We start from the raw sequence: 19,958 nt of genomic DNA on the forward strand, positions 1-19,958 counted from the left end.
TTCTAGCGGTGCGCCGAGTATTCTTCGGTGGCGCCGCCGCCAACAGTGCGCGATGCGCTCTGCAGCCGCCATGGCACCGAAGCGATCAGCACGCCTGGTTCATAGTGCAATCGGTTCTTGACGCGAAGCGCGGTCTGGTTGTGGACCAGTTGCTCCCACCACCGTCCGACCACGTATTCGGGGATGTACACCACGATCAGTTCGCGAGGCGACTCGCGCTTGATGGAACGGATATGTTCGATCAGCGCACCGGGGATGTCGCGGTACGGCGATGCCAAGGCCGTAATCGGCACGGGAATGCCCAAACGCTCCCAGTCTTCTAGGGTCTTCTCGGTTTTTGCGCGCTCGACGTCAACGATGATTGCCTCAAGCTTTGAAGGCCGAGATGCTCGGGCGAAGGCCAGTGCGCGAAGCACGGGTTTGCGCACCGTGGAGACCAAGACCAGCGCATGCACTCGCGACGGCAAGGCGGTGGCCGCATAATCCTCGTCGACCGCCAATTCCGCATCGACCTTTTGGTAGTGCCGCTGCAGGGAATCCATGATCAGCATCAGCACCACAATGCCCAGCAGCGCCAGCCACGCGCCGTGCACGAACCTGGTCGCCAGGACGACCACCAGCACCAGCGCCGAGAGGATCAAACCGACCAGATTGAGCATGCGCTTGCGCTGTTTCGCAGCGCGGATCCGCCGATCCGCGACGGGAACCAGAACACGCTTCCAGTGCTTGAGCATGCCCAGCTGGCTGAGTGTAAAGGAGACGAAAACGCCGACAACATAAAGCTGCACCAGCAGGGTCACGTCGCCTTGGAAGAGCAGCACCAGGACAATGGCGGCCACCCCCAAGGACAAGATGCCGTTGGAGAACCCCAGCCGGTCGCCGCGGGTTCGCAATTGGCGCGGCAGGAAACCGTCGGTGGCCAAGTGGCTGGCCAGCGACGGGAATGAATTGAACGCCTGGTTTCCAGCCAGGAGCAGCACCGCGATGGTCAACACCGACACGAGGATGAGGCCCAGCGTGTAGTCGCCGAAGACCGCTTGGGCCAATTGCCCCAAAACCGGCACCTGAACGAAGCCCTCGGGGATCGGAGCACCGTTCAGCAGGAATGATTCGTGCGGATCGGCAACCACCTTGATGCCCGTGGCGCGTGCAAGCATCAGGGTGCCAAGCGTGAGTACGCCGGAGAGCAAGCCCAGTACCAGCAGGATCCGGCCGGCGTTCTTGGCCCGGGGCTTGGCCAGTGTTTGCACATTGGAAATCGGCACTTCAATACCGGTCAGAGCTGCCGATCCGGTGCTGAAGGCACGGAGGATCAGAAGTGCGCCTACCATCCCTTGCAAACCGGTAGAAAATTCCGCTTCGGGGACGATCGTGAATTCTGCGCTGGGCGCCAAGCCAAGGTTTCCAGTGAGAGCCATGACGCCGCCAATGGCAATGAGCAGCAGCATTCCGGCGACAAAGAGATACACCGGAATGGCCTGGGTCCACCGTCCTTGGCCGGTACCACGGAGGTTTCCCACCACGAGCAGGGCCACCAGAGCTGCCGCAACCCAGGCCTTGTACTCGCCCAGGAACGGCAATATTGCGCTGAGGTACGCGGCTGCCGACGAGCTGGAGACGGCAACTGTCAGCACGAAGTCGACGAGCAAGGCGGCCGCAACAGCAGTACCCGGGCGTGCCCCGAGATTCTTCTTGACGATCTCATAGTCGCCACCGCCCGAGGGATATTCCACCACTGATTGGCGGTAGGACAGCACCAGCACCACGAGCACTACCAGCACCGCCACACCCACCGCCGGGGAGAGCATCGTGGCCGCGATGCCAGCCATGGCAAGGGTCAGCAGAATTTCGTCTGGCGCGTATGCCAAGGATGACAAGGCGCTGGAGGAGAAAATCGGCAACGCAACGTTCGGCGGCAGCGGCTTCTTTTTCAGCTGTTCAGTGCTGAAAGGCCGCCCCACCAAAATCCTCTTGAGACCATCAAATAATGCAGGCACGACATAACGTTATCGCAGGTATGCAAGGCACACGGGTGGTTCATCGCCAAGGAAGTGGGACCGAACAGCGCTATTGTTGCATTCGGAGCACCGTTTGAGGGTGCTTCGAGCAATCACCACGAGCAGCGATTCCAAGGAGATTTCGGTGGCACATTTTGTGATCATGGGTTGCGGGCGCGTCGGCGTTTCGCTCGCCCATACACTGGATTCAGCGGGGCATTCGGTGGCCATCATCGATCAAGACGCTCATGCGTTCCGCCGTCTCAGCACAGACTTCGGGGGCCTCACCGTCACCGGTCGCGGATTCGACCGCGACACCTTGGAAGCAGCGAAAATTCATGGCGCCTACGCCTTCGCCGCTGTTTCCAGCGGTGATAATTCCAACATTCTGGCTACCCGCGTAGCGCGCGAAACCTACAACGTCCCCCATGTCGTGGCCAGGATCTACGATCCAGGGCGAGCCGAGATCTATCAGCGCCTGGGCATCCCGACTGTGGCCGCGGTGCGTTGGAGCACCGATCAGGTCCTGCGCCGCATCCTGCCGGATTATTCGATGCGCGGCGATTTCCGGGAGCCTTCAGGCCGACTGGTGCTGACCGAAGTCGCGTTGAATCGCGGCTGGTACGGACGGCTGGTCAAGGATCTTGAAGCCGCTGCCGGCGTGCGGGTTGCCTACCTGACGCGCTTCGGAGAAGGCACCATTCCGCAGAACCGCACCCGCCTGCAAGGCGGCGACCTGGTCCATGTCATGATGCGCATTGACCAGCTCAAGGACGTGGAAAAGGTCCTTGCCAGCCCCCCTGCTCCCCTGCCGAACGACTAACTGAAAGGCCACCATGAAAGTCATGATTGCCGGAGCCGGTTCAGTCGGTTCCTCCATCGCCCGCGAACTCGTGATCAACGACCACGAGGTCCTGCTGATCGATATCCAGCCGGAAATGGCTGAACGTGAAGATCTTGAAGGCGTTAAGTGGCTGATCGGCGATGCGTGCGAGCTCGCCGTTCTGCAGCAAGCGCGCCTTGAAGACTACGATGTCGTGGTTTCTGCCAGCGGCGATGACAAGGTGAACCTCGTGGTCTCGCTCTTGGCCAAGAGCGAGTTCGGCATACGCCGCACGGTAGGCCGGGTGAACAATCCGAAGAACGAGTGGATGTTCGATGATGCTTGGGGAGTCGACGTCGCCGTGAGCACCCCGCGCCTGATGACCGCGCTGGTTGAGGAAGCCGTGGAAGTCGGCGACCTGGTACGGCTGCTGACCTTGAAGACCGGCGAGGTCTACATGGTGGAATTCACCGTTCCCCATGACTCCGCGCTCATTGGACGCACCATCGGACGCATTCCATGGCCCGAGGACACCACCTTGATGGCCGTGGTTCGCGATAAGACTCCATTCCCGCCAAGCGCCGATGATGTAGTTGAGGGTGGCGATGAAATCTTCTTCATCACCACCCCACAGGCCGAACCTCTATTACGCCGGACCTTGCGCGACGCGACGCGCTAGCTAGCTCGTTGTTGCACCCCTTGCGTCGCCGGTCGCGGTTTGAGCAGGCTTGGAAAGGAGCCAGGCGAACCACAAGCCGGCGGCATAGAGCGGCACGCCCATCAGCGCACGGGCAACTCCCAAGGGCACCACATGATCCATGTAGTACATGGGCAGCTGCACGGCCAGACGGAGTGCGAAAACGGCAATGACGATCCACGTTGCGATCTGGTAGCGGCGCAGCCGATCGGCCTTGTTGCGCCATTCAACGCCTTCGTTGCGGATGAAACCGAAGAGCAAGCCGATCAGCGGCCAGCGCACGATCACCGAAACCAGCAACGCCAGCAGGTAGGCCCCTGAGGTAAAGAACCCCGGGATGTAGTAGTCCTTCGCGTTGCCGGTATGACGTGCGGCGAACGCGCAGATCAGGATGCCGATCAGCCCGGTTGCGGACTGGATCAGCGTGGACCGCTTGGCCAAGCGGAGGATCATGAAGACCACGCCGAGGCTGATCGAGGCAACCAGCGCCCAGGTGAGGTTGCTGCTCAGGGCGAAAACCATGATGAAGACGAATCCGGGCAGCACCGTTTCCAGGATGCCGCGGACTCCACCTACCGTGGAGAGCAGATCGATTCCGCCGTCTGCATTTTGGGCGATATTCGAATTCGCGCCAATCATCGAGGCCAAGCTGGGCTTGGTCTCTTTCTCAGGTTGCTGGCCGTCTTCGCGCCCGAGTTCCTCATTGTGCATTGCTTCTACTTCCATATTTCCAACAGCGCCATTGCTACACGGTCACCGCGGATATCAGTTGCCCGCTACCCTCGGGGTACCGGAACTATAACGTAGCGCGGATTAAAGATCGTCGGGATCTGATCCACCGGCGCGACCATGCCTGAATAGGTTAGCTTCACGCCGGGCTTGATCCCTGGAACCGATTTTTGCCCCATGAAGATCAAGCGGACATGCGCGGCTGTGCCGCGTCGAGCCGCGGCCCCGCCGAGCTTGTCGACCACCACGGTTTTGAGCAATGGCGGCTCGTTCGGCGCGGAGTAGCTCACCGATTGGACATACCCGGTGTGCTTCACCCTGCCTTTGAGCGGCAATTGTTCCAATGAATCCAGGCATTGGTAGTTCAAGGTCGGGTCCGAAGGCCCGAGGTGCGCTGTTACCGGCTTATCCTTCAACGACATCTTTAGCCGATCTGGGTAATTTCTGGTCCGCGCTCCGGACGCTTGATCTCCGGCTGCGATTCTTCCTGCGCTGGCCGGGTTTGGGCATTTGCCGGAACGTTCAGTGGCAGTAGTTCTGCCGGGGGCAGTGGCTTGTCACCGCGGTTTACGATGACATCGCGCAAGATCGCGTCCACGACACCAGCTGCCTCTTCATCGGCAATGGCCTTGCCGCCGATCACCGCACGGAGGAACCAGCGCGCGCCGTCAACCCCGACAAAGCGCAAAGCTACATGTCCGGCACGGCCGTCTGGCAACTGCTGCGGAACCTTGGCCAGCAGCTCTTCGCCATATTGCCCGTCGCGGGTGAAGATCTCGCCGTTCTGCGCGCCGATATCGCTTTTGATCTTGTCCTTGATGCCGGGCCACAGCGATTCGGACTTCGATGAAGAGAAGGCCATGAGCTGAATGCGGGACTCAGCAATCTCCAGCGAGACGGCGATGACGCGCTTATTCGATTCTTCTACGTCCATGCGGACTTTGAGGCCGCTGACTGGCTTGATGAGAATCGACCCGAAATCAAGGTACTCATTGGTGTCCTCGACATCCTTAATGTCGAACGGGCCAATTTTTGGTTCGTCCGGCGCCGCGACAGCCTCGGATGACTCGACCAGAGCCTCATGCTCTTTTGATTTCTTACGCTTGAAAATCATGGTGTCCTTAGGAAACTTGCTTGTTATCTTCAGTGCTTAGTTAGCGGTAAATCCGCCGGTCGATCCGAAGCCGCCGGCGCCACGCGCTGTTTCTTCGAGGGAATCGACTTGGGTGAACGCCGCCTGCTCGACTTTCTGGATCACGAGCTGGGCAATGCGATCTCCGCGGTTGATGGTGAAGGCTTCCCGCTTGTCGGTATTCAGCAGCGTGACCATGATCTCACCGCGGTACCCTGCGTCAACAGTGCCGGGGGCATTAACTACTGTGATGCCGTGTTTGGTTGCCAGTCCGCTCCGCGGGTGGACCAAGCCGACGTAGCCATGAGGGATCGCCAGAGCGATGCCGGTGCGCACCAATGCACGCTCCCCCGGTGCGAGCACCATACCTTCACGAGCGTGCAGGTCAGCACCGGCGTCCGAAGGATGCGCATAGCTCGGCGCAGGAAGGTCGCTGTCGAGCATTTTGATGGCGATCGAGATTGTTGGCTCACTCATCAGTTTGGTTATCCCCCGGGAGTTTTGTGAAGTGGTCGTTCGATAGTTTCGCTGGGTTAACTCTATCGCGTGCGGCTAGGAATGAGCTGTCTGCTGTGCGGCGTTCCTGGCTCATAGAATTATTGCCTAGACTTGGAATCATGAGTAACACCAGCCCAGCGGCATCGAGCGTCCTGTACAGCGAGAAACTTTGGCCTTCGGCCAGCACCTGGATTTGGCCAATCATCATCGCGCTGACCGCTGGTATCGCTGTGGCGCCGGTTAATACCGTGCTGGGCTGGGGCGTAGGCATAGCAATGCTCGTCGCCTTGGTCGTGATTTTCCTGGTCCGCGTCCCAACGATTGAAGTCACCGAAACCATGGTGACTGTTGGCCGAGCTAGCATCGAGCGTCAATTCATCGGCGAAGTCGTGGGTTACCGCGGAGATGAAGCGTTCAAGCAGCGTGGACAGAAATTGCACGGGCTTGCCTACATGTTGCTGCGCGGATGGCTCGATGGCGTCGTCCGAATGGAAGTCACCGACGAACGCGACACCACTCCGTACTGGCTGACTTCCACCCGCCGCCCAGAGGAACTGGCAGCCGCTTTGGGTGGGGTCATGTACGAGTTCACCGAAGAAGGCAAGGCGGAAGCGGTAGCCGAGGAAGAATCAGCGCAGGATTCCGAAGACTGATTCCGCAGTTTCGCAAGTACTGAAAACTTCATATCGGCAATCCCCGGTGCTGGCTGCGAAGCAGTCCAGTCGCCGGGGATTTATCCTTCACACTCGCTGCAGAATTTTTGCCCGTTATCCTCCCGCACCAGTTGCGTGCGGTGGCGGACCATGAAGCATGAAGCGCAGGTGAATTCGTCGGCTTGTTCGCTCAGAATCTCGACGCCGGCTTCTTCCTCGGCTGCTTCTCCGCCTGGGAGCACGTATTCTTCAGCCAAGAACGTTTCGGTTTCGTCGATCAGGTTCGCCATTTGCGCGGTCTTGCCGGCCTTGAGCTGAGCGATCTCTTTGGCGCGTTCCTCTTTTGGGATGACGGTTGATGCAGCAGATTCAAAGGCCATGATCGTTTTCCGCTCTTTCCTGCAGGTATTCTTCCGAGCCGGTAGCTTCACCACGTGAAAATTCATACCAGCATAAAAGTATAACGTTCTTCGAGCCAATCCATTCCTTCACACCGAGACATCAGCCACCGGCTGAAGGTTCGGAAAATAGGACGTGAAGTTGATGACTAATCTTGCGCCACACCCGGGGCGGTGGTAGGAATTCAGCCGTCAAGGTGGCAGAGTTTTACTCAGGAAATAGAGCGTGTGGAGGGTATTAATGCGTCAGCTGAGACTGGTAGGAATTCATGAAAATGGTTCCAGCCTGCAGGTCAGCAGTGACGACGGGATGAGCTACGAGCTCCCCGTTGACGATGCACTGCGCAGTGCAATGGCAGAAATAGCTCGCTCACGGGCTCCGAGGAACCGTGAAGAGTCCTCCTCGGTCCACTCGCCACGTGAGATTCAGGCACGGGTACGTGCTGGCGCTTCTGCCTATGATCTGTCGCTTGAATGGGACGTTCCAGTAGAGGACATCGTGAAGTACGAGGGTCCTGTGCTTGCAGAACGCGAGCACATGGCTGAGCTTGCGCGACGCGTGGAAGTTTCGGGACCGCAGACCGATGCTGAATACCGCGAGGTCTTTGGCGAAGAACCAGCGGATCTTGGATCCATGGTTGTTCACCGCTTTAATCAGTTGCATATTGATAGCGAGACCGCACGGTGGAATTCCTGGAAGGATCCAGAAGGCCAGTGGATCATCACCGTTGAATTCGATTCGCCGTTGCCGACGGAAAATGTCGAGTCCCTTGGGTCCGATTCGTCGGCGGCATCGGAGAACATCGCTCGTTGGGCTTTCTCCCCTGCACGCAAGACGCTGAAGAACTTGAATCGTTGGGCGCAAACGCTCAGCGAACAAGTCGCTCCGGAATATTTTCGTCCCATCTCTGCTGTGAACCAGTCGGAGCCGGAGCCGCCAGCTTCCAATTCTCCTGAAGTTGATGAGACTGAAGAACTGGTGACCCTGCTCAATGCTCGTCGTGGCCAGCGCCCGAAGGACCAGGACCCGGACCGCGAGTCCCGTTTCAACGACATTATCGAGCGTGGCATGAGCAAGTACGATGCCGAGGATGACGACTCCCTGCCCCACCTGCCGCAGGGCATTTCGCCGCGCACTTCGCAGCTGGTTGTAGTCACCGATTCCGATCAGGACGACTCCGACGCCGAGGACAAGCAGGGCGAACAGAACACCGAGGACTCCTCGCCGCGCAAGGCCAAGCGCTCATCGGTCCCAAGCTGGGACGACATCATGTTCGGCAAGCGCAAGAAGGACACTGATTCCTGATCAGTGTGAGTAACGTTCTAATGCGATCGGGCAGCACCTGCAGGTGCTGCCCGATCGCATTTTCTATGTAGTTCGATGCACCAGCAACGGAACGTATCGCTCCCCCGAAGTCAACGATCCGTGTTGCCCGACCATGTCGAAGGCCATCGGGGCGACCCGGCGCCCATCATAAAAAGCGATGGGCTCTGCAGCCAAGATCATCAGGTCGCCCAGCCGGGCGGCATGTTCAGGGCTGATCGGCCCGAAATAGCCTCGTTCGATAGCTTCCTTGCGGGTCAGGACCCATGCTTTGGCGCCGAACTCCCTGTGCCACGCACGCTTGACTTCCAGTCTGCCCGCATCATTTGTTTCCGACGCAAAGGTAAGCTGAACTCCACGAGGTTCCCCGCTGGTCAGCTCTACGCCTTCAATCAGTTCCGGATACTGGCTGTAGTCGATCCGCTGCGATCGCGGTACATCGACCATTCCGTGGTCGCCGGTGATGAGCACCGTGGTTTGCTCCGGCAGTCGGGACACCAGGTTCTTGATGACGTAATCGAGTTCTTCCAAGGTGTCGCGCCATTGGTTCGAATCGACTCCGAATTTGTGTCCGGTCTTATCCAGCTCGTTGAAGTAGGTGTAGACCAGTGCGCTGCGATGCGTTTCAAAGACGGCATGCGTTGCTCGTGCCCGGGCCATCGGCTGATTCGCCGCGACGAACTTCGGCCCGCGCAAGGAGGCGCGAGTTAACGCGGACTTCGCGAACATTGGAATGGAAACTGTGGCGACATGTATTCCGTGCTCAGTCACCTTTTCGAATACCGTCGGGCGGGCTTGCCATGCCTCTGGATTCAGATCGCCGGGCCAGCCGCCGAGCTGATTGACCACTCGACGTCGTGCTGGATCGATCACGTCGTATCCGAGCATTCCGTGTTCTCCCGGAGTGACACCGGTGGCGAGGCTGCTCAGCGATGTTGCCGTGGTCGAGGGGAACCCTGTTCCGATCTTGCGGCCCAGGGCAAAGAGCGATCGCAAATATGGCGCGTGGCCAACATGGCTCTTGAGCTGGTTCCACCCCAGGCCGTCCACCATGATGACAACTACGCGCTTGGTCGGCTTGAATCCAAGGGCATTGTCGTATCCCGGGACCCCTAGCGCGGCTGCCGCGGAAGGAAGGATCTCGGAGAGTGTCGCCTCGCCATACTGCGGCGCGTCAGGGATTTTTTGCTCTGGCACCGACAGTTCAGTTTCATTCAGCGACTCGTTCATGCTCAAGCGATCGTTGCCAAACGTAGTCGTACTGCGAATTCACGGGCCTTGTTCACCGCGCGCTGGCCGTCGGCTTCGGCACTGACCCGAATCACGAGGTCCTCCGGCTGTGAAGTGCCGTTGAGGCCATGGTCGGCATCGCATTGGGGATCTCCGCAGGCCGCTGGCGCGAGGTCGATGCGCTTAGTGCCGCCCCAGGACATGCCGAAGGTCAATTCCTTCACCGCATCGGCCGAAGAATAGTGCTGCGGCTGGTGGTACACATAGCTCGTTGCTACCGACGCAATCCTCGAAAGTGCAATCATTTCGACAGATACTTGCGCCATGACATCCTTGCCGTGGTCATCAAGCTGCTGATCATCGACGTGCAGGATGAAAAGCACTTTTTCACTTTTCACCATGACCGTAATATGGCGGTGCACTTCGGTGTGGTCGAAATGAGTTTCCAGGTGTACATAGTGGTCAAGTACTGGCTGCCCGGCCATGGCTTCAGCAAGGACATCCTGGACCATCTGCGGGTAGAAGCCCGCCCGTACCAGATCGTCGAGAAGCTCAGCGCCCGGAGCAGTCGAATATGTTGGAGAACTCATAGGCCAAGTCTACTCAGTAGCTCCGGCCAATTCACGTTTTGCGTCTCGGCTCAGCTCCTCAAGGCTCGCCGGACGCTATCGGTGCGCTGCTCAGCATTGCTGATCTGGATATTGACCGAGAGGACACTCAATGAATCAGCCGCGACCGAAATCGGAGCGAATTTCGCGACGGTGACCTCGGGATGGTTGTCCTTGAACAGCGACACCCTGGTGATGAAGTCCTTCAAGGCGTGCAGATCAACCGCGGCAAGTCCCTGATACCCAAGCAGGCGAACGCTGCTTCGCGGGCGGCGGATCAACTGCTCCAGATCATAGGTGGACAGCGGTGCGACACCGTGGGCCCAATCGTCCAACAGATTCACCGGGTCGCCGCTGAGACCGAACGAAATAACCGGTCCGAGGAGCGGATCTTCTACGGCCTTGAGCACGCATGCCTGGCCGGCCGGGGCCATGCTTTGGACTTCCAGTGCATCAACGCCATAGGTCTGCATCAGCATCCTCATATGGGTGAAGTTCGCTTCCAGACTCGGCCGGTCCGGAATGCTCAACCTGACGCCGCCGAGATCCAATCTTTGGCGCAGGTCTGGATCATTGGCTTTGAGCGCGACAGGCCAGCCCAATTCATCAGCTGCTGCCACTGCTTCTTCAACAGTATTGACGACTCGTGATCCGTAGATCTGGATCCCATAGAAGCCCAGTAGCTTTTGCGCCTGAGCTTCGGATAGTTCTAATAGGTTGGAGCCCGAAACAGAAGTCACCAGTTCCGCAAGGTAGTCATCAGCACCGTCGGAATCGATGCCCGCGGGGTCTTCGATGCCCTCGTAGGGAACCTCAACCCACTGCTGGTAGCCGTAGGCTTTCGCCAAGGCCCCGATAGCGGTGGTCGGCGAGGTATACAGCGGAACGCCTTGCTTCACTCCTCCGGCGATTTCGGAATCCGACAGACCGGGAACCAAGGTCACGATCGGCTTGGATTGGTGGAGGAGTTCTCGGGCGACCTTGAGAACCGCTGAGGTTTCCAGCCCGGAATACGGCAGATGCGCCAGGAGCACCGTGTGGACTTCTGGATCGTCGACCAGTTCCTGGAGCCGGCGCCGAAGCATGGGGATGGCTCGCGACTGCCCAACGCTGTAGTCGAGTTCTTCGCCGCGGATCACTGTATTGAGATTTCGGTCTTCGGCAACATCGCAAACGACTTCGGCGATCGTCAGCGAATTGGACAAGATCGCGACGTTTGGTCCTTGCGGCGGAGGGAAAACCGAAAGCAGCGAAGTGACATCCAGGAGTTCTTCGGATGAGCGAACGCGAATGACTCCGGATTGACGCAAGATCGCATTCATCGCCCCCGCAGGGGCCTGCCCGACCCTCACCGAGTGGCCCGGAGGCAGGCGTCGGCCCATGACATCGGTTTTGGCCACGACGACGGGCTTGCGACGAGCGAGCCTACGGGCGATGCGCGCGAATTTACGCGGATTGCCGAAGGACTCCAGGTACATGGCCACAACGTCCGTCCGCGGATCATCCTCGAAAAATTGCATGGCGTCATTGCCGGATACATCGGCGCGCAGCCCAGCGGAAATCGCGCTGCTCACCCCAACAGCATGTTGGATGCCAACGCCCTGAAGAATCATTCCCATGGCCGCCGATTGACTGAAGAACCCGACGTTGCCCGGCTTCGATACCCCAGTGCTCCCTGAGATGTGCAGGTTCACTTCCGGATCGGTATTGGTCAGCCCGAGCGAGGCAGGGCCGAGAACGCGCATGCCGTTGGCCCGGGCCAGCGCCACGAGCTCTCGCTGGGCACTCAGCCCTTGGGCCGACTCGTACCCGGCTGACATGATGACCAGAGCTTTCACGCCATGTCTTGCGCAGTCCTTGATTGCTTCGAGGATTCCCGCGCGGGGGATGCATAACACCGCCACGTCTACTGGGCCCGGCAGTTCGGTGACCTTGCCGTACGCGACCATGCCGCCGACTTCCAGCGCCGCATCGTTGACCGCGTAAACGGTGCCGGTATACCCGGACTCGACGATACGTTCTAGAACATCGTGGCCCAGTTTTCCCCAGGTGCGGCTGGCGCCTATCACTGCGATGGACTGCGGTGATAATAGGCCTGCGACACTGCTGGCTTCGGCTCGGTGTTCCCGGGATTCGGTGACTTCGCGCGATTTGTCGGTGGGGTTAATGGAGAATTCCAGCATCACTACGCCGTCTTCGAAGTGCCTGGCCACTGCGTAGCCGGCTTCCGAAAAGACCGTGAGCATTTTGCGGTTTTCCGGTAGCACCTCTGCGGAGAATTTCTCGATGCCGTTCTCGCGGGCGGCGGCGGCCAGATGCTCAAGCAAGATGGATCCGATCCCCGTGCCCTGGTATTCGTCGGAGACGTTGAAGGCGACTTCGGCCTCTTGCGGATCGTCAAGGCGGTCATAGCGTCCAACACCGATGATTTTTGATCCGCGCACCACGGTGAAAGCGACCCGATTCACATGATCGACGTTCGTGAATCGTTCGAGCTCTTTAGGGGTCAGCGAGGACTTGTACGTAAAATAGCGTAGGTAGACCGAGGTTTCAGACTGATGCTGGTGCATCTCCTGCAGGGCTTGCGCGTCCAGCGGGGTGATGGGCCGCAAATGTGCCGTTGTCCCGTCGCGAAGCACAACATCAGCTTCCCAATGCGCCGGATATGCCGCCGAAAGTTTACGATCCACCATAGGCTTAGGATAGTCGCGACCTTGGTGATGTGCCCAGACGCAACACGAAGTATCGACAGCTCCGGCCGCACGACAGCAGATGAAGGACAAAAAGAGTAATGGCTCGAAAGAAGTCTGAAGAGATTCCAGAGGATTTCGTTGAAAACATCGTCGACATCGACGTCACCAATGAAATGGAATCCTCCTTCTTGGAGTACGCCTACTCCGTCATCTATTCACGCGCACTTCCCGATGCCCGAGACGGGCTGAAACCGGTCCAGCGTCGAATCCTGTTCCAGATGTCCCAGATGGGCTTGCGCCCCGAGAAGGGGCACGTGAAGTCTGCGCGCGTGGTCGGCGAAGTCATGGGTAAATTGCACCCGCATGGTGACGCCGCGATTTATGATGCGATGGTCCGCCTGGCCCAAGATTTCTCGCTGCGTCTGCCGTTGATTGATGGCCATGGCAACTTCGGTTCCCTTGACGATGGGCCAGCGGCGCCGCGTTATACCGAGGCTCGCTTGGCGGCATCAGCCGTAGCGATGACCGCGAACCTCGACGAAGAGGTCGTCAACTTCATTCCGAACTACGACAACCAGTTCATGCAGCCAGAAGTGCTCCCGGCCGCCTTCCCGAACCTGCTGGTTAATGGAACCACCGGCATCGCCGTGGGAATGGCCACGAATATGGCACCCCACAATCTCGGCGAAGTCATCGCAGCCTCCCGCCACCTGTTGCTGGAGCCTGAAGCAACCGTGGAAGAACTGATGAAGTTCATTCCCGGACCCGATTTGCCCTCCGGCGGAAGCATCATCGGACTCGATGGCGTGAAAGATGCATACCGCACTGGCCGCGGACTGTTCCGTACCCGCGCTACGGTAGCGCTGGAGAAAATCTCGGCGCGCAAGTCGGCCTTGGTCGTCACCGAGCTTCCTTACACCGTAGGGCCGGAGAAAGTCATTGAAAAGATCAAGGACGGGGTCAACAACAAGAAGATCGTCGGGATCTCCGATGTCGTCGATCTCACCGATCGCCATCATGGCTTGAAACTGGTCATTGAGCTGAAGAATGGTTTCAATCCCAACGCCGTGCTGGCCAGCCTTTACAAGTACACCCCGATGGAAGATTCCTTCGGCATCAATAACGTTGCCTTGGTTAACGGGCAGCCGCGGACCATGGGGCTGCGCGAGCTGCTCACCGTGTACGTAGACCACCGGATCGACGTTGTTCGCCGACGGACCGTTCACCGCTTGGCCAAGCGTGAAGACCGGTTGCACTTGGTCGAGGGCCTGCTGATCGCCATCGTTGATATCGACGACGTCATCGCCATCATCCGCTCTTCCGAACAGACCAACGAGGCGCGCCAGCGCCTGATGACCGTCTTCGACTTGAGCGAGCCGCAAGCCAACCACATTCTGGAACTGCGCCTGCGCCAGTTGACCAAATATTCAAAGCTTGAATTGGAAACTGAAGCAGAACAGCTGCGCGAGGACATCGAGAAGCTGCGCGCCATTTTGGAGTCGGATCAGCTGTTGCGCTCTGTCGTCTCCGACGAACTGGAAGAGATGTCCGATACCTTCGGCACTCCGCGACGCACCAAACTGCTCAAATCCGCGCAGCTCGCCCCGCTCAAGGGCACCGCGCTGCCCGAAGCTGTAGGCAACGGCAAGCAGGCCAAGCTGGCCATGGAGATCTCCGATAGCGCCTGCTGGGCTTTGCTCTCTGCCACCGGCCAGATCGCGCGGACCCACGACCGCACAGACCTGGACTTCTCTTCGGCTCGCATCAAACATGACGTGCTGCTCTCCCAGGTGCCTTCCACAGCCCGCGGTGAGATCGGCGCGCTGACCAGCACCGGCCGGATCATCCGCATCTCCCTGATCGATGTGCCAGCTCTTCCAGAGTCCCATGGATTCCCGCAGCTGGCACAGGGCGTGCCGGTCGCGGAATTCTTGAAGCTGTCAAAGAACGAATCGGTGATCGCGCTGGTCCCGCTGAACGCGGTGCTGGCCATCGGTACTCGACATGGCGTAGTCAAGCGGGTGACTCCGGAGTACCCGCTGAATCGCGATGAGTTCGAGGCGATTACCCTCAAGGATGACGACGTAGTGGTGGCCGCCAGTGTAGCTGGCGAGGATGATGAATTGGTCTTCCTCACCCGTGGCGCTCAGCTGCTGCGTTTCCCTGCTTCAGCAGTACGGCCTCAAGGACGCACCGGTCGTGGCATGGCGGGCATCAAGCTTGGCGCCGATGACCACGTCATCTTCTTCGGGGTCGTTCCGGCAACCGCAGGCAGCGCGGTGGTCGCGACGATCGCATCGGGTTCGCAGACCTTGCCGGGAGCTTCTGGCCAGTCGGTGAAGCTGACTGATTTTGCGGAATTCCCAGCCAAGGGCCGTGCTACAGCCGGTGTTCGCGCGCATCGCTTTGTCAAGGGCGAAGACCACTTGCAGCTTGCCTTCGCTGGACAGGGGCCGGCGCGAGCCAGTTCCTCAGCCGGGGTGGTTCGGGCCTTGCCGACGGAATTCGGCAAACGTGATGGCTCTGGCGCGCCATTGGCCCAGTCCATCAATATCCTGGGCGGCTCCTTGAGCGCAAGCGAGGTCTCCGCCACAGCGCAGGACATTGGATCGGAACTTGAACCGGATCTGGCCCCGGTTCAGTCGGAACGCCCGAAGACAGCTCCAGCATTCAATCCGGGCGAGGATACACTGCCTTTTGATGATGGTGGCGTCGTCCTTTAGGTTTCCGGGCTTATAAAAGTCGAAGGTGCTGCTGCGAATCAGTTGATCCGCAGCAGCACCTTTCTATTTGCTTCCAGCGCCTACCGGAGCACCCAGGTCTAGTCGCCCATCGCACTCCCCGGCCAATTTTTGATCGTGGGTAATGAGCACCACGGTGCGGGAAACCAGCGCAGTGCGCAGTGACGCCATCAGCTCGCCAGCTTCATCTACTCCCAGATGCGCTGTGGGCTCATCGAGCAGTACCACTTGATGTGCGCCGAGAATCGCCCTGGCAACGGCCAGCTTGCATCGTTGGCCGCCTGAGAGGTTGTGGCCCCCGGATCCGATTCTCGTATCGAGTCCCTGGGTCTGCTGTCCGTACCAGGTCGAGAGGCCGACGCGCCCAAGAACCTCGATCAGCTGTCCGTCGCTGCGTTGCTCACCTTCGGGCACGCCGAGCATGAGGTTGCGCCGTATCGAGGAATCAAACAGGTGGGCTTCCTGTGGGCACCAGGCTACCGAATTCGCTTCAGCATTCGCTAGCGGATGCAGATTCCCCTCGTCATCGAAAATTCGGAGATTTCCGGTGCGTGCAGGCAGGGCACCGAGCAGTGCCGTGAGCAGCGTTGATTTTCCGGATCCGGAAGGGCCGACGATAGCGGTCCATTGGTTTGTCGGAATCCTTGCGCTCAGCTTGTCGATGACGTTTGGACCTTGCCCATATCCCAGGCTTACTTCCTCCAGCTCAAAACCAACAGCTGCGATGGACGTGCTTGGCTTGCCAGCATGCTCCGACTCATGCTGTCCATCGCTGGCCAGGCCATGGCGTTCGAGCTGTTCCGTGAGCTGTTTCAGGGCTTGCCCCTGCTGTACCGCCATCAGGGCGCCGCTTGCGCTGTCCCCCAAGGCCAAACTGAGCAATACCGCCAACGCGGTCAACGACGCGGAACTCCCGGATACCGCGGTCATCACTATGGCCATGAGCACGCTGAGCAGGACGGCGAGCGCAGAGGCGCTGCCTTGGCCCAGCGCGTGGTAGCGGGCATCCTTCGTATTTTCTTCCTCTGCCCTGCTAAGTGAAACAATCACTGGCTCCAGGGATTCGTTGATTCGCAATGCGGATTTGTGTCGCAGGATCCCGAGGATAGATTGGTTCATGGACATACGATGGGCCAGCTGCCGTACCAGATGTTGCCCCTCGATACGTTGGACCAGCCAGCGGATGGGTCCCGCAAGCATCAATCCTGCTATCAGGGCGGTCCAGCCGAACTCAGGCTGAATCAGGAACAAGACAATTATGGCCATTACCCACACCACCGTTGCCGAGAGCGGCGGGAAGACCACTCGCGCGAGTTGATCGCGCAGTTCATCCACTTCAGCGAGCAAGAACCGCAGGACTACCGAGGAGCGGCTAAACAGGCCCCAGCGGGCAGGATCAGCGACCATGGCATTCCATAGTTTTTCACGAAGTTTTCCCGCGTATTCGAGGACTGCATCGTGGATGGCCAGCTGTTCCAGATAGCGGAATGCAGCTCGTCCGATGCCTAGCGCACGCACCATGACGAATGCGACGCTCAGGTGGAGAATGGGTGGCTGGTAGCTGGCTTCGACAATTAACCAGCCGCTGAGCGCGGCCAAGGCGACTGCGCACAGGACGCTGGCTGTGCCCCACGCGATGGCTTTCGGCGCGCTGTGGTAACGCTTGAGCAATTCACTTCGGGGATTAAAGTGGTGTCCACTCGTATCACCCGTAGGTATGGCTGTCATGCCCCGAGCATTTTCCTCGTAAAGCTCAGGTTCCCGGTTTGGCCCCCTCGTTGGGACCCGACCCTCAGCGTGGTTGCTTGGTGCGTTGTTGAGCAATGGGTCATGGCTGGCGATGAGGGCAGCGCAGTGCTCCGGGAGCTCACGCAGCAGCTGGCGCACTACTGCGGCATGATGGTCATCCAGGTGCGCTGTTGGCTCGTCCGCAAGAAGCAAGGTGCAGTTGGAGCCGCCATGCAGTCGCAGCACGGCACGCAGTACTTCCAAACGACGAAGTTCGCCAGGTGAATATTCTGCTATCTCATGTTCGAGCATCTGTCGCATCGAAAGGCGCTCCGCCAGCTCTGCAATGAGTTCGGGATCGGCCCCGGGCACGTCCTGGTCTAGTTGCTTCCGGCCCGTCTCGGCATCGAATCGCGGATGCTGGCTGATCATGGCAATCGATCCGGAAATCCGGATACTGCCGTGGACTAGCTCCGGATTGAACTCGTTATTGCTGCTCTGAGCCTCCGCAATGACCGTGAGCAGGGTTGTCTTTCCGGACCCGCTCGCGGTTGCGAGGACTTGCCGTTGACCCGCGCCCAGGGTGAGGTTGAAGTCCTGGCAAATCGGTTCCCCCTTGCCATAGCGAACACTGAGATCTGCAATTTCCAGAATATGTCTAGCCGGCTTGTGGGAGGTTTCGCTCAAGGCAACGCTTGGCACCTCGGCGGTCATCTTCTGGTATCGCTGGTAGGCTGCAAGACCGTCGTCTGCCGAGTGATAGGCCGATCCAACCTCGCGAAGGGCGGAGAATAGTTCGGGGGCCAAGATGAGGATTGTCAGTCCCGCGGACAGCTCCATGGAGCCATGGACCAGCCTGACCCCGATGAAGACGGCCAGCACTGCGACTGACAGAGTCGAAATGAGTTCAAGCCAAAAGCTCGACATGAAAACGGTCTTCAGATTGGCCATGGTGGCCGATCGGTATTTCGCGCCGACTTGCGCAATGGCATTCCCCTGCTGACGCGCCCGGCCGAGTCCCAGTAGCGCAGGCAGGCCTTGGGCCAGTTCATAGAGCTGGTTTGCCAGCCGGTCAAGCGATGACTGCGTTTCCTTCAAGGTCTCTTGCGTATGCATTCCGATGAGGGCCATGAATACCGGCACCAAGGGAACGGTCAGGAGCAGGATGACTGCGCTGACCCAATCCAGCTGCAGGATGTACAGGCCCAGGAGCAGCGGAATGGCGACGGCGCCGATTAGCGCAGGGATAAATTTCGTGAAGTAGTCATCCAGCTTCTCAAGTCCGTGGCTGGCCAGGGTGGCGACCAAAGGAATTGGATTTTGTGTGGCTGGAGCGATCGTTGGACGTGCTACCTCGGTTTGGAGCAGATGCAGCCGCATGCGTTCTTTAGCTCCCAACCCCATGCGTCGGGCCCCAACATTGAGTCCCCAGGCCGCGAGAGCACGTAGTAGGGCTCCGACTCCTGCAAGATACAACAGCTGTGGTTCGTTTTCTGCGCTGACGGCCATGTTGGCAATCCAGGTTCCCAGAGCGTAAGCGACAAGTACCAGCCCCAAGACCTTGAACACTGAAAAGCACGTTAGTACCGCGAATTGGCGTGGCGTGATCAAGTCATTGGGAAGGAATCTTGGGGCTGGCATATTTCGACTTTCAGGTCCGGTTGGTTTACTTGACGATTGACGTCACACGATGAGCTTCAGGAATGTGCTCCTCGCGCAGTCGCTTGCGAAATACCCAGTAGCTCCACGCTTGGTAGGCCAGCACCAAAGGAACACCAAAAGCAGCCACGATGCTCATGAGCTTCAGCGTATATGGAGTGCTGGACGCCGTTTCAACTGTCAGGTTGAAGGCAGGATCGAGAGTCGAGGGCAAAACCACAGGGAATACTGCGACGAAAATGGCCGCAACCGCTGCTACGAGCATGATGCCCAGGGCGATGAAGGAGATTCCCTCTTTCCCGGCTCTGCCCATAGTGATCGCTACGACCAGTGCTGCCAGAGACAATGCCAGGATCACCCAGGATAGGGCCGAATCGTTGTTGATGATCACCCAGAGTGCCCAGACCATCATCGGCAGCACGGCCACCGGCAGCCAGCGACCAACGAGTTTCCCTGCTTCTTCACGAACTGGCCCATCGGTCTTCAGCCGCAGGAAGGCGAGCGCGTGGATCCAGCAGAATGCCACGACTGCTGCTCCGCCCAGTACCGCGTGCCAGGTAAGCCAGGCGAAGGCGCCACCGATGCGGTCGCCGTTTTCGTTCAGTGGCAGGCCTATGGTTGTCGATGCCAGCATGGCTCCTACGCCAAAGGCGGCAACCAGAGAGCCTAGGCCAAGAGCCAGGTCCCAAGCTTTTCGAGTGGGCGCGGTGATTGCTTTGCCACGGTATTCGATTGCTACCGCACGGAAAATCAACGCGATCAGCACGATGGTCAGTGGGATATAGAGCGCTGAGAAGAGCGAAGCGTACCAATGCGGGAACGCGGCGAAAGTGGCGCCGCCAGCGGTCAGCAACCATACTTCATTGCCGTCCCACACCGGGCCGATGGTGTTCAGCAGTAGCCGCTTGCGTCTTTCGGTGCTGCGTCCCAGGCCGATGAGCATGCCGACGCCTAGGTCAAAACCCTCCAAAAAGAGGTAGCCGCACCAGAGCACTGCGATGACAATGAACCAAAGTGTTGGTAGCCATTCCATGGTTTTCTCCTTAGT

16 protein-coding genes are annotated in these 19,958 nt (G+C 59.0%); 5 read left to right on the plus strand and 11 right to left on the minus strand.

What is annotated here, in order from left to right; genetic code table 11:
• Positions 1–2: 2 nt before the first annotated feature.
• The gene (locus OF385_RS09690; protein WP_264275200.1) at positions 3–1,997 is read right to left on the minus strand and encodes an APC family permease; all 1,995 of its coding nucleotides are present in this window, start codon (positions 1,995–1,997) and stop codon (positions 3–5) included.
• Positions 1,998–2,142: 145 nt separating this feature from the next.
• Here OF385_RS09690 and OF385_RS09695 point away from each other — a divergent pair, with 145 nt between their 5' ends.
• Both OF385_RS09695 and OF385_RS09700 read left to right on the plus strand, forming a co-directional pair.
• Entirely contained in the window at positions 2,143–2,820 is a 678-nt protein-coding gene (locus tag OF385_RS09695; RefSeq protein WP_264275201.1) for a potassium channel family protein, read from the plus strand.
• Between the two features lie 13 nt (positions 2,821–2,833).
• Entirely contained in the window at positions 2,834–3,499 is a 666-nt protein-coding gene (locus OF385_RS09700) for a potassium channel family protein (RefSeq protein WP_022876502.1), read from the plus strand.
• Here OF385_RS09700 and OF385_RS09705 read toward each other — a convergent pair whose 3' ends face one another.
• From OF385_RS09705 to dut, 4 genes are read right to left on the minus strand one after another with little or no spacing between them, the layout of a single operon-like run.
• Complete coding sequence (locus OF385_RS09705; protein ID WP_264275202.1) at positions 3,500–4,243, minus strand: DUF3159 domain-containing protein; 744 nt, start codon at positions 4,241–4,243, stop codon at positions 3,500–3,502.
• A 50-nt stretch (positions 4,244–4,293) separates the two neighbouring features.
• Entirely contained in the window at positions 4,294–4,668 is a 375-nt protein-coding gene (locus OF385_RS09710) for a hypothetical protein (RefSeq protein ID WP_264275203.1), read from the minus strand.
• Between the two features lie 2 nt (positions 4,669–4,670).
• The gene (locus tag OF385_RS09715; RefSeq protein ID WP_264275204.1) at positions 4,671–5,360 is read right to left on the minus strand and encodes a DUF3710 domain-containing protein; all 690 of its coding nucleotides are present in this window, start codon (positions 5,358–5,360) and stop codon (positions 4,671–4,673) included.
• A 36-nt stretch (positions 5,361–5,396) separates the two neighbouring features.
• Entirely contained in the window at positions 5,397–5,855 is a 459-nt protein-coding gene (dut, locus tag OF385_RS09720; RefSeq protein WP_264275205.1) for a dUTP diphosphatase, read from the minus strand.
• A gap of 140 nt (positions 5,856–5,995) precedes the next feature.
• Here dut and OF385_RS09725 point away from each other — a divergent pair, with 140 nt between their 5' ends.
• Positions 5,996–6,529, plus strand: coding sequence for a DUF3093 domain-containing protein (locus tag OF385_RS09725; protein ID WP_264275206.1), 534 nt, complete (start codon positions 5,996–5,998; stop codon positions 6,527–6,529).
• 80 nt (positions 6,530–6,609) lie between these two features.
• Here OF385_RS09725 and OF385_RS09730 read toward each other — a convergent pair whose 3' ends face one another.
• Complete coding sequence (locus OF385_RS09730) at positions 6,610–6,909, minus strand: DUF4193 domain-containing protein (protein WP_264275207.1); 300 nt, start codon at positions 6,907–6,909, stop codon at positions 6,610–6,612.
• A gap of 259 nt (positions 6,910–7,168) precedes the next feature.
• Here OF385_RS09730 and sepH point away from each other — a divergent pair, with 259 nt between their 5' ends.
• Positions 7,169–8,233: a septation protein SepH gene (gene sepH, locus OF385_RS09735; protein ID WP_264275208.1), complete on the plus strand. Its 1,065-nt coding sequence runs from the start codon at positions 7,169–7,171 to the stop codon at positions 8,231–8,233.
• A 63-nt stretch (positions 8,234–8,296) separates the two neighbouring features.
• On the opposite strand, the gene OF385_RS09740 is transcribed toward sepH, so the two are convergent.
• From OF385_RS09740 to OF385_RS09750, 3 genes are read right to left on the minus strand one after another with little or no spacing between them, the layout of a single operon-like run.
• The gene (locus tag OF385_RS09740) at positions 8,297–9,481 is read right to left on the minus strand and encodes an alkaline phosphatase family protein (RefSeq protein WP_264275209.1); all 1,185 of its coding nucleotides are present in this window, start codon (positions 9,479–9,481) and stop codon (positions 8,297–8,299) included.
• Between the two features lie 2 nt (positions 9,482–9,483).
• Positions 9,484–10,071 carry a DUF5998 family protein gene (locus OF385_RS09745; RefSeq protein ID WP_022876511.1) on the minus strand — a complete coding sequence of 196 codons (588 nt, stop codon included), beginning with the start codon at positions 10,069–10,071 and terminating at the stop codon, positions 9,484–9,486.
• A 50-nt stretch (positions 10,072–10,121) separates the two neighbouring features.
• Entirely contained in the window at positions 10,122–12,782 is a 2,661-nt protein-coding gene (locus OF385_RS09750) for a GNAT family N-acetyltransferase (RefSeq protein WP_264275210.1), read from the minus strand.
• 98 nt (positions 12,783–12,880) lie between these two features.
• Here OF385_RS09750 and OF385_RS09755 point away from each other — a divergent pair, with 98 nt between their 5' ends.
• Entirely contained in the window at positions 12,881–15,505 is a 2,625-nt protein-coding gene (locus tag OF385_RS09755; protein ID WP_264275211.1) for a DNA topoisomerase (ATP-hydrolyzing) subunit A, read from the plus strand.
• A gap of 63 nt (positions 15,506–15,568) precedes the next feature.
• On the opposite strand, the gene cydC is transcribed toward OF385_RS09755, so the two are convergent.
• Positions 15,569–18,892 (minus strand): thiol reductant ABC exporter subunit CydC, encoded by a 3,324-nt coding sequence (cydC, locus tag OF385_RS09760; RefSeq protein WP_264275212.1) that lies wholly within the window; start codon positions 18,890–18,892, stop codon positions 15,569–15,571.
• Between the two features lie 25 nt (positions 18,893–18,917).
• Positions 18,918–19,943 carry a cytochrome d ubiquinol oxidase subunit II gene (cydB, locus tag OF385_RS09765; protein ID WP_264275213.1) on the minus strand — a complete coding sequence of 342 codons (1,026 nt, stop codon included), beginning with the start codon at positions 19,941–19,943 and terminating at the stop codon, positions 18,918–18,920.
• Positions 19,944–19,958 lie beyond the last annotated feature (15 nt).

Source organism: Glutamicibacter sp. JL.03c (assembly GCF_025854375.1).
Taxonomy (GTDB): domain Bacteria; phylum Actinomycetota; class Actinomycetes; order Actinomycetales; family Micrococcaceae; genus Glutamicibacter.

What these genes read in the sequence shown, in the direction of transcription:
- OF385_RS09700 (WP_022876502.1), top strand. Translation starts at nt 2,834, where the DNA reads ATGAAAGTCATGATTGCCGGAGCCGGTTCAGTCGGTTCCTCCATCGCC.
- OF385_RS09705 (WP_264275202.1), bottom strand. Translation starts at nt 4,243, where the DNA reads ATGGAAGTAGAAGCAATGCACAATGAGGAACTCGGGCGCGAAGACGGC.
- OF385_RS09710 (WP_264275203.1), bottom strand. Translation starts at nt 4,668, where the DNA reads ATGTCGTTGAAGGATAAGCCGGTAACAGCGCACCTCGGGCCTTCGGAC.
- OF385_RS09715 (WP_264275204.1), bottom strand. Translation starts at nt 5,360, where the DNA reads ATGATTTTCAAGCGTAAGAAATCAAAAGAGCATGAGGCTCTGGTCGAG.
- dut (WP_264275205.1), bottom strand. Translation starts at nt 5,855, where the DNA reads ATGAGTGAGCCAACAATCTCGATCGCCATCAAAATGCTCGACAGCGAC.
- OF385_RS09725 (WP_264275206.1), top strand. Translation starts at nt 5,996, where the DNA reads ATGAGTAACACCAGCCCAGCGGCATCGAGCGTCCTGTACAGCGAGAAA.
- OF385_RS09730 (WP_264275207.1), bottom strand. Translation starts at nt 6,909, where the DNA reads ATGGCCTTTGAATCTGCTGCATCAACCGTCATCCCAAAAGAGGAACGC.
- sepH (WP_264275208.1), top strand. Translation starts at nt 7,169, where the DNA reads ATGCGTCAGCTGAGACTGGTAGGAATTCATGAAAATGGTTCCAGCCTG.
- OF385_RS09740 (WP_264275209.1), bottom strand. Translation starts at nt 9,481, where the DNA reads ATGAACGAGTCGCTGAATGAAACTGAACTGTCGGTGCCAGAGCAAAAA.
- OF385_RS09745 (WP_022876511.1), bottom strand. Translation starts at nt 10,071, where the DNA reads ATGAGTTCTCCAACATATTCGACTGCTCCGGGCGCTGAGCTTCTCGAC.
- OF385_RS09750 (WP_264275210.1), bottom strand. Translation starts at nt 12,782, where the DNA reads ATGGTGGATCGTAAACTTTCGGCGGCATATCCGGCGCATTGGGAAGCT.
- OF385_RS09755 (WP_264275211.1), top strand. Translation starts at nt 12,881, where the DNA reads ATGGCTCGAAAGAAGTCTGAAGAGATTCCAGAGGATTTCGTTGAAAAC.
- cydC (WP_264275212.1), bottom strand. Translation starts at nt 18,892, where the DNA reads ATGCCAGCCCCAAGATTCCTTCCCAATGACTTGATCACGCCACGCCAA.
- cydB (WP_264275213.1), bottom strand. Translation starts at nt 19,943, where the DNA reads ATGGAATGGCTACCAACACTTTGGTTCATTGTCATCGCAGTGCTCTGG.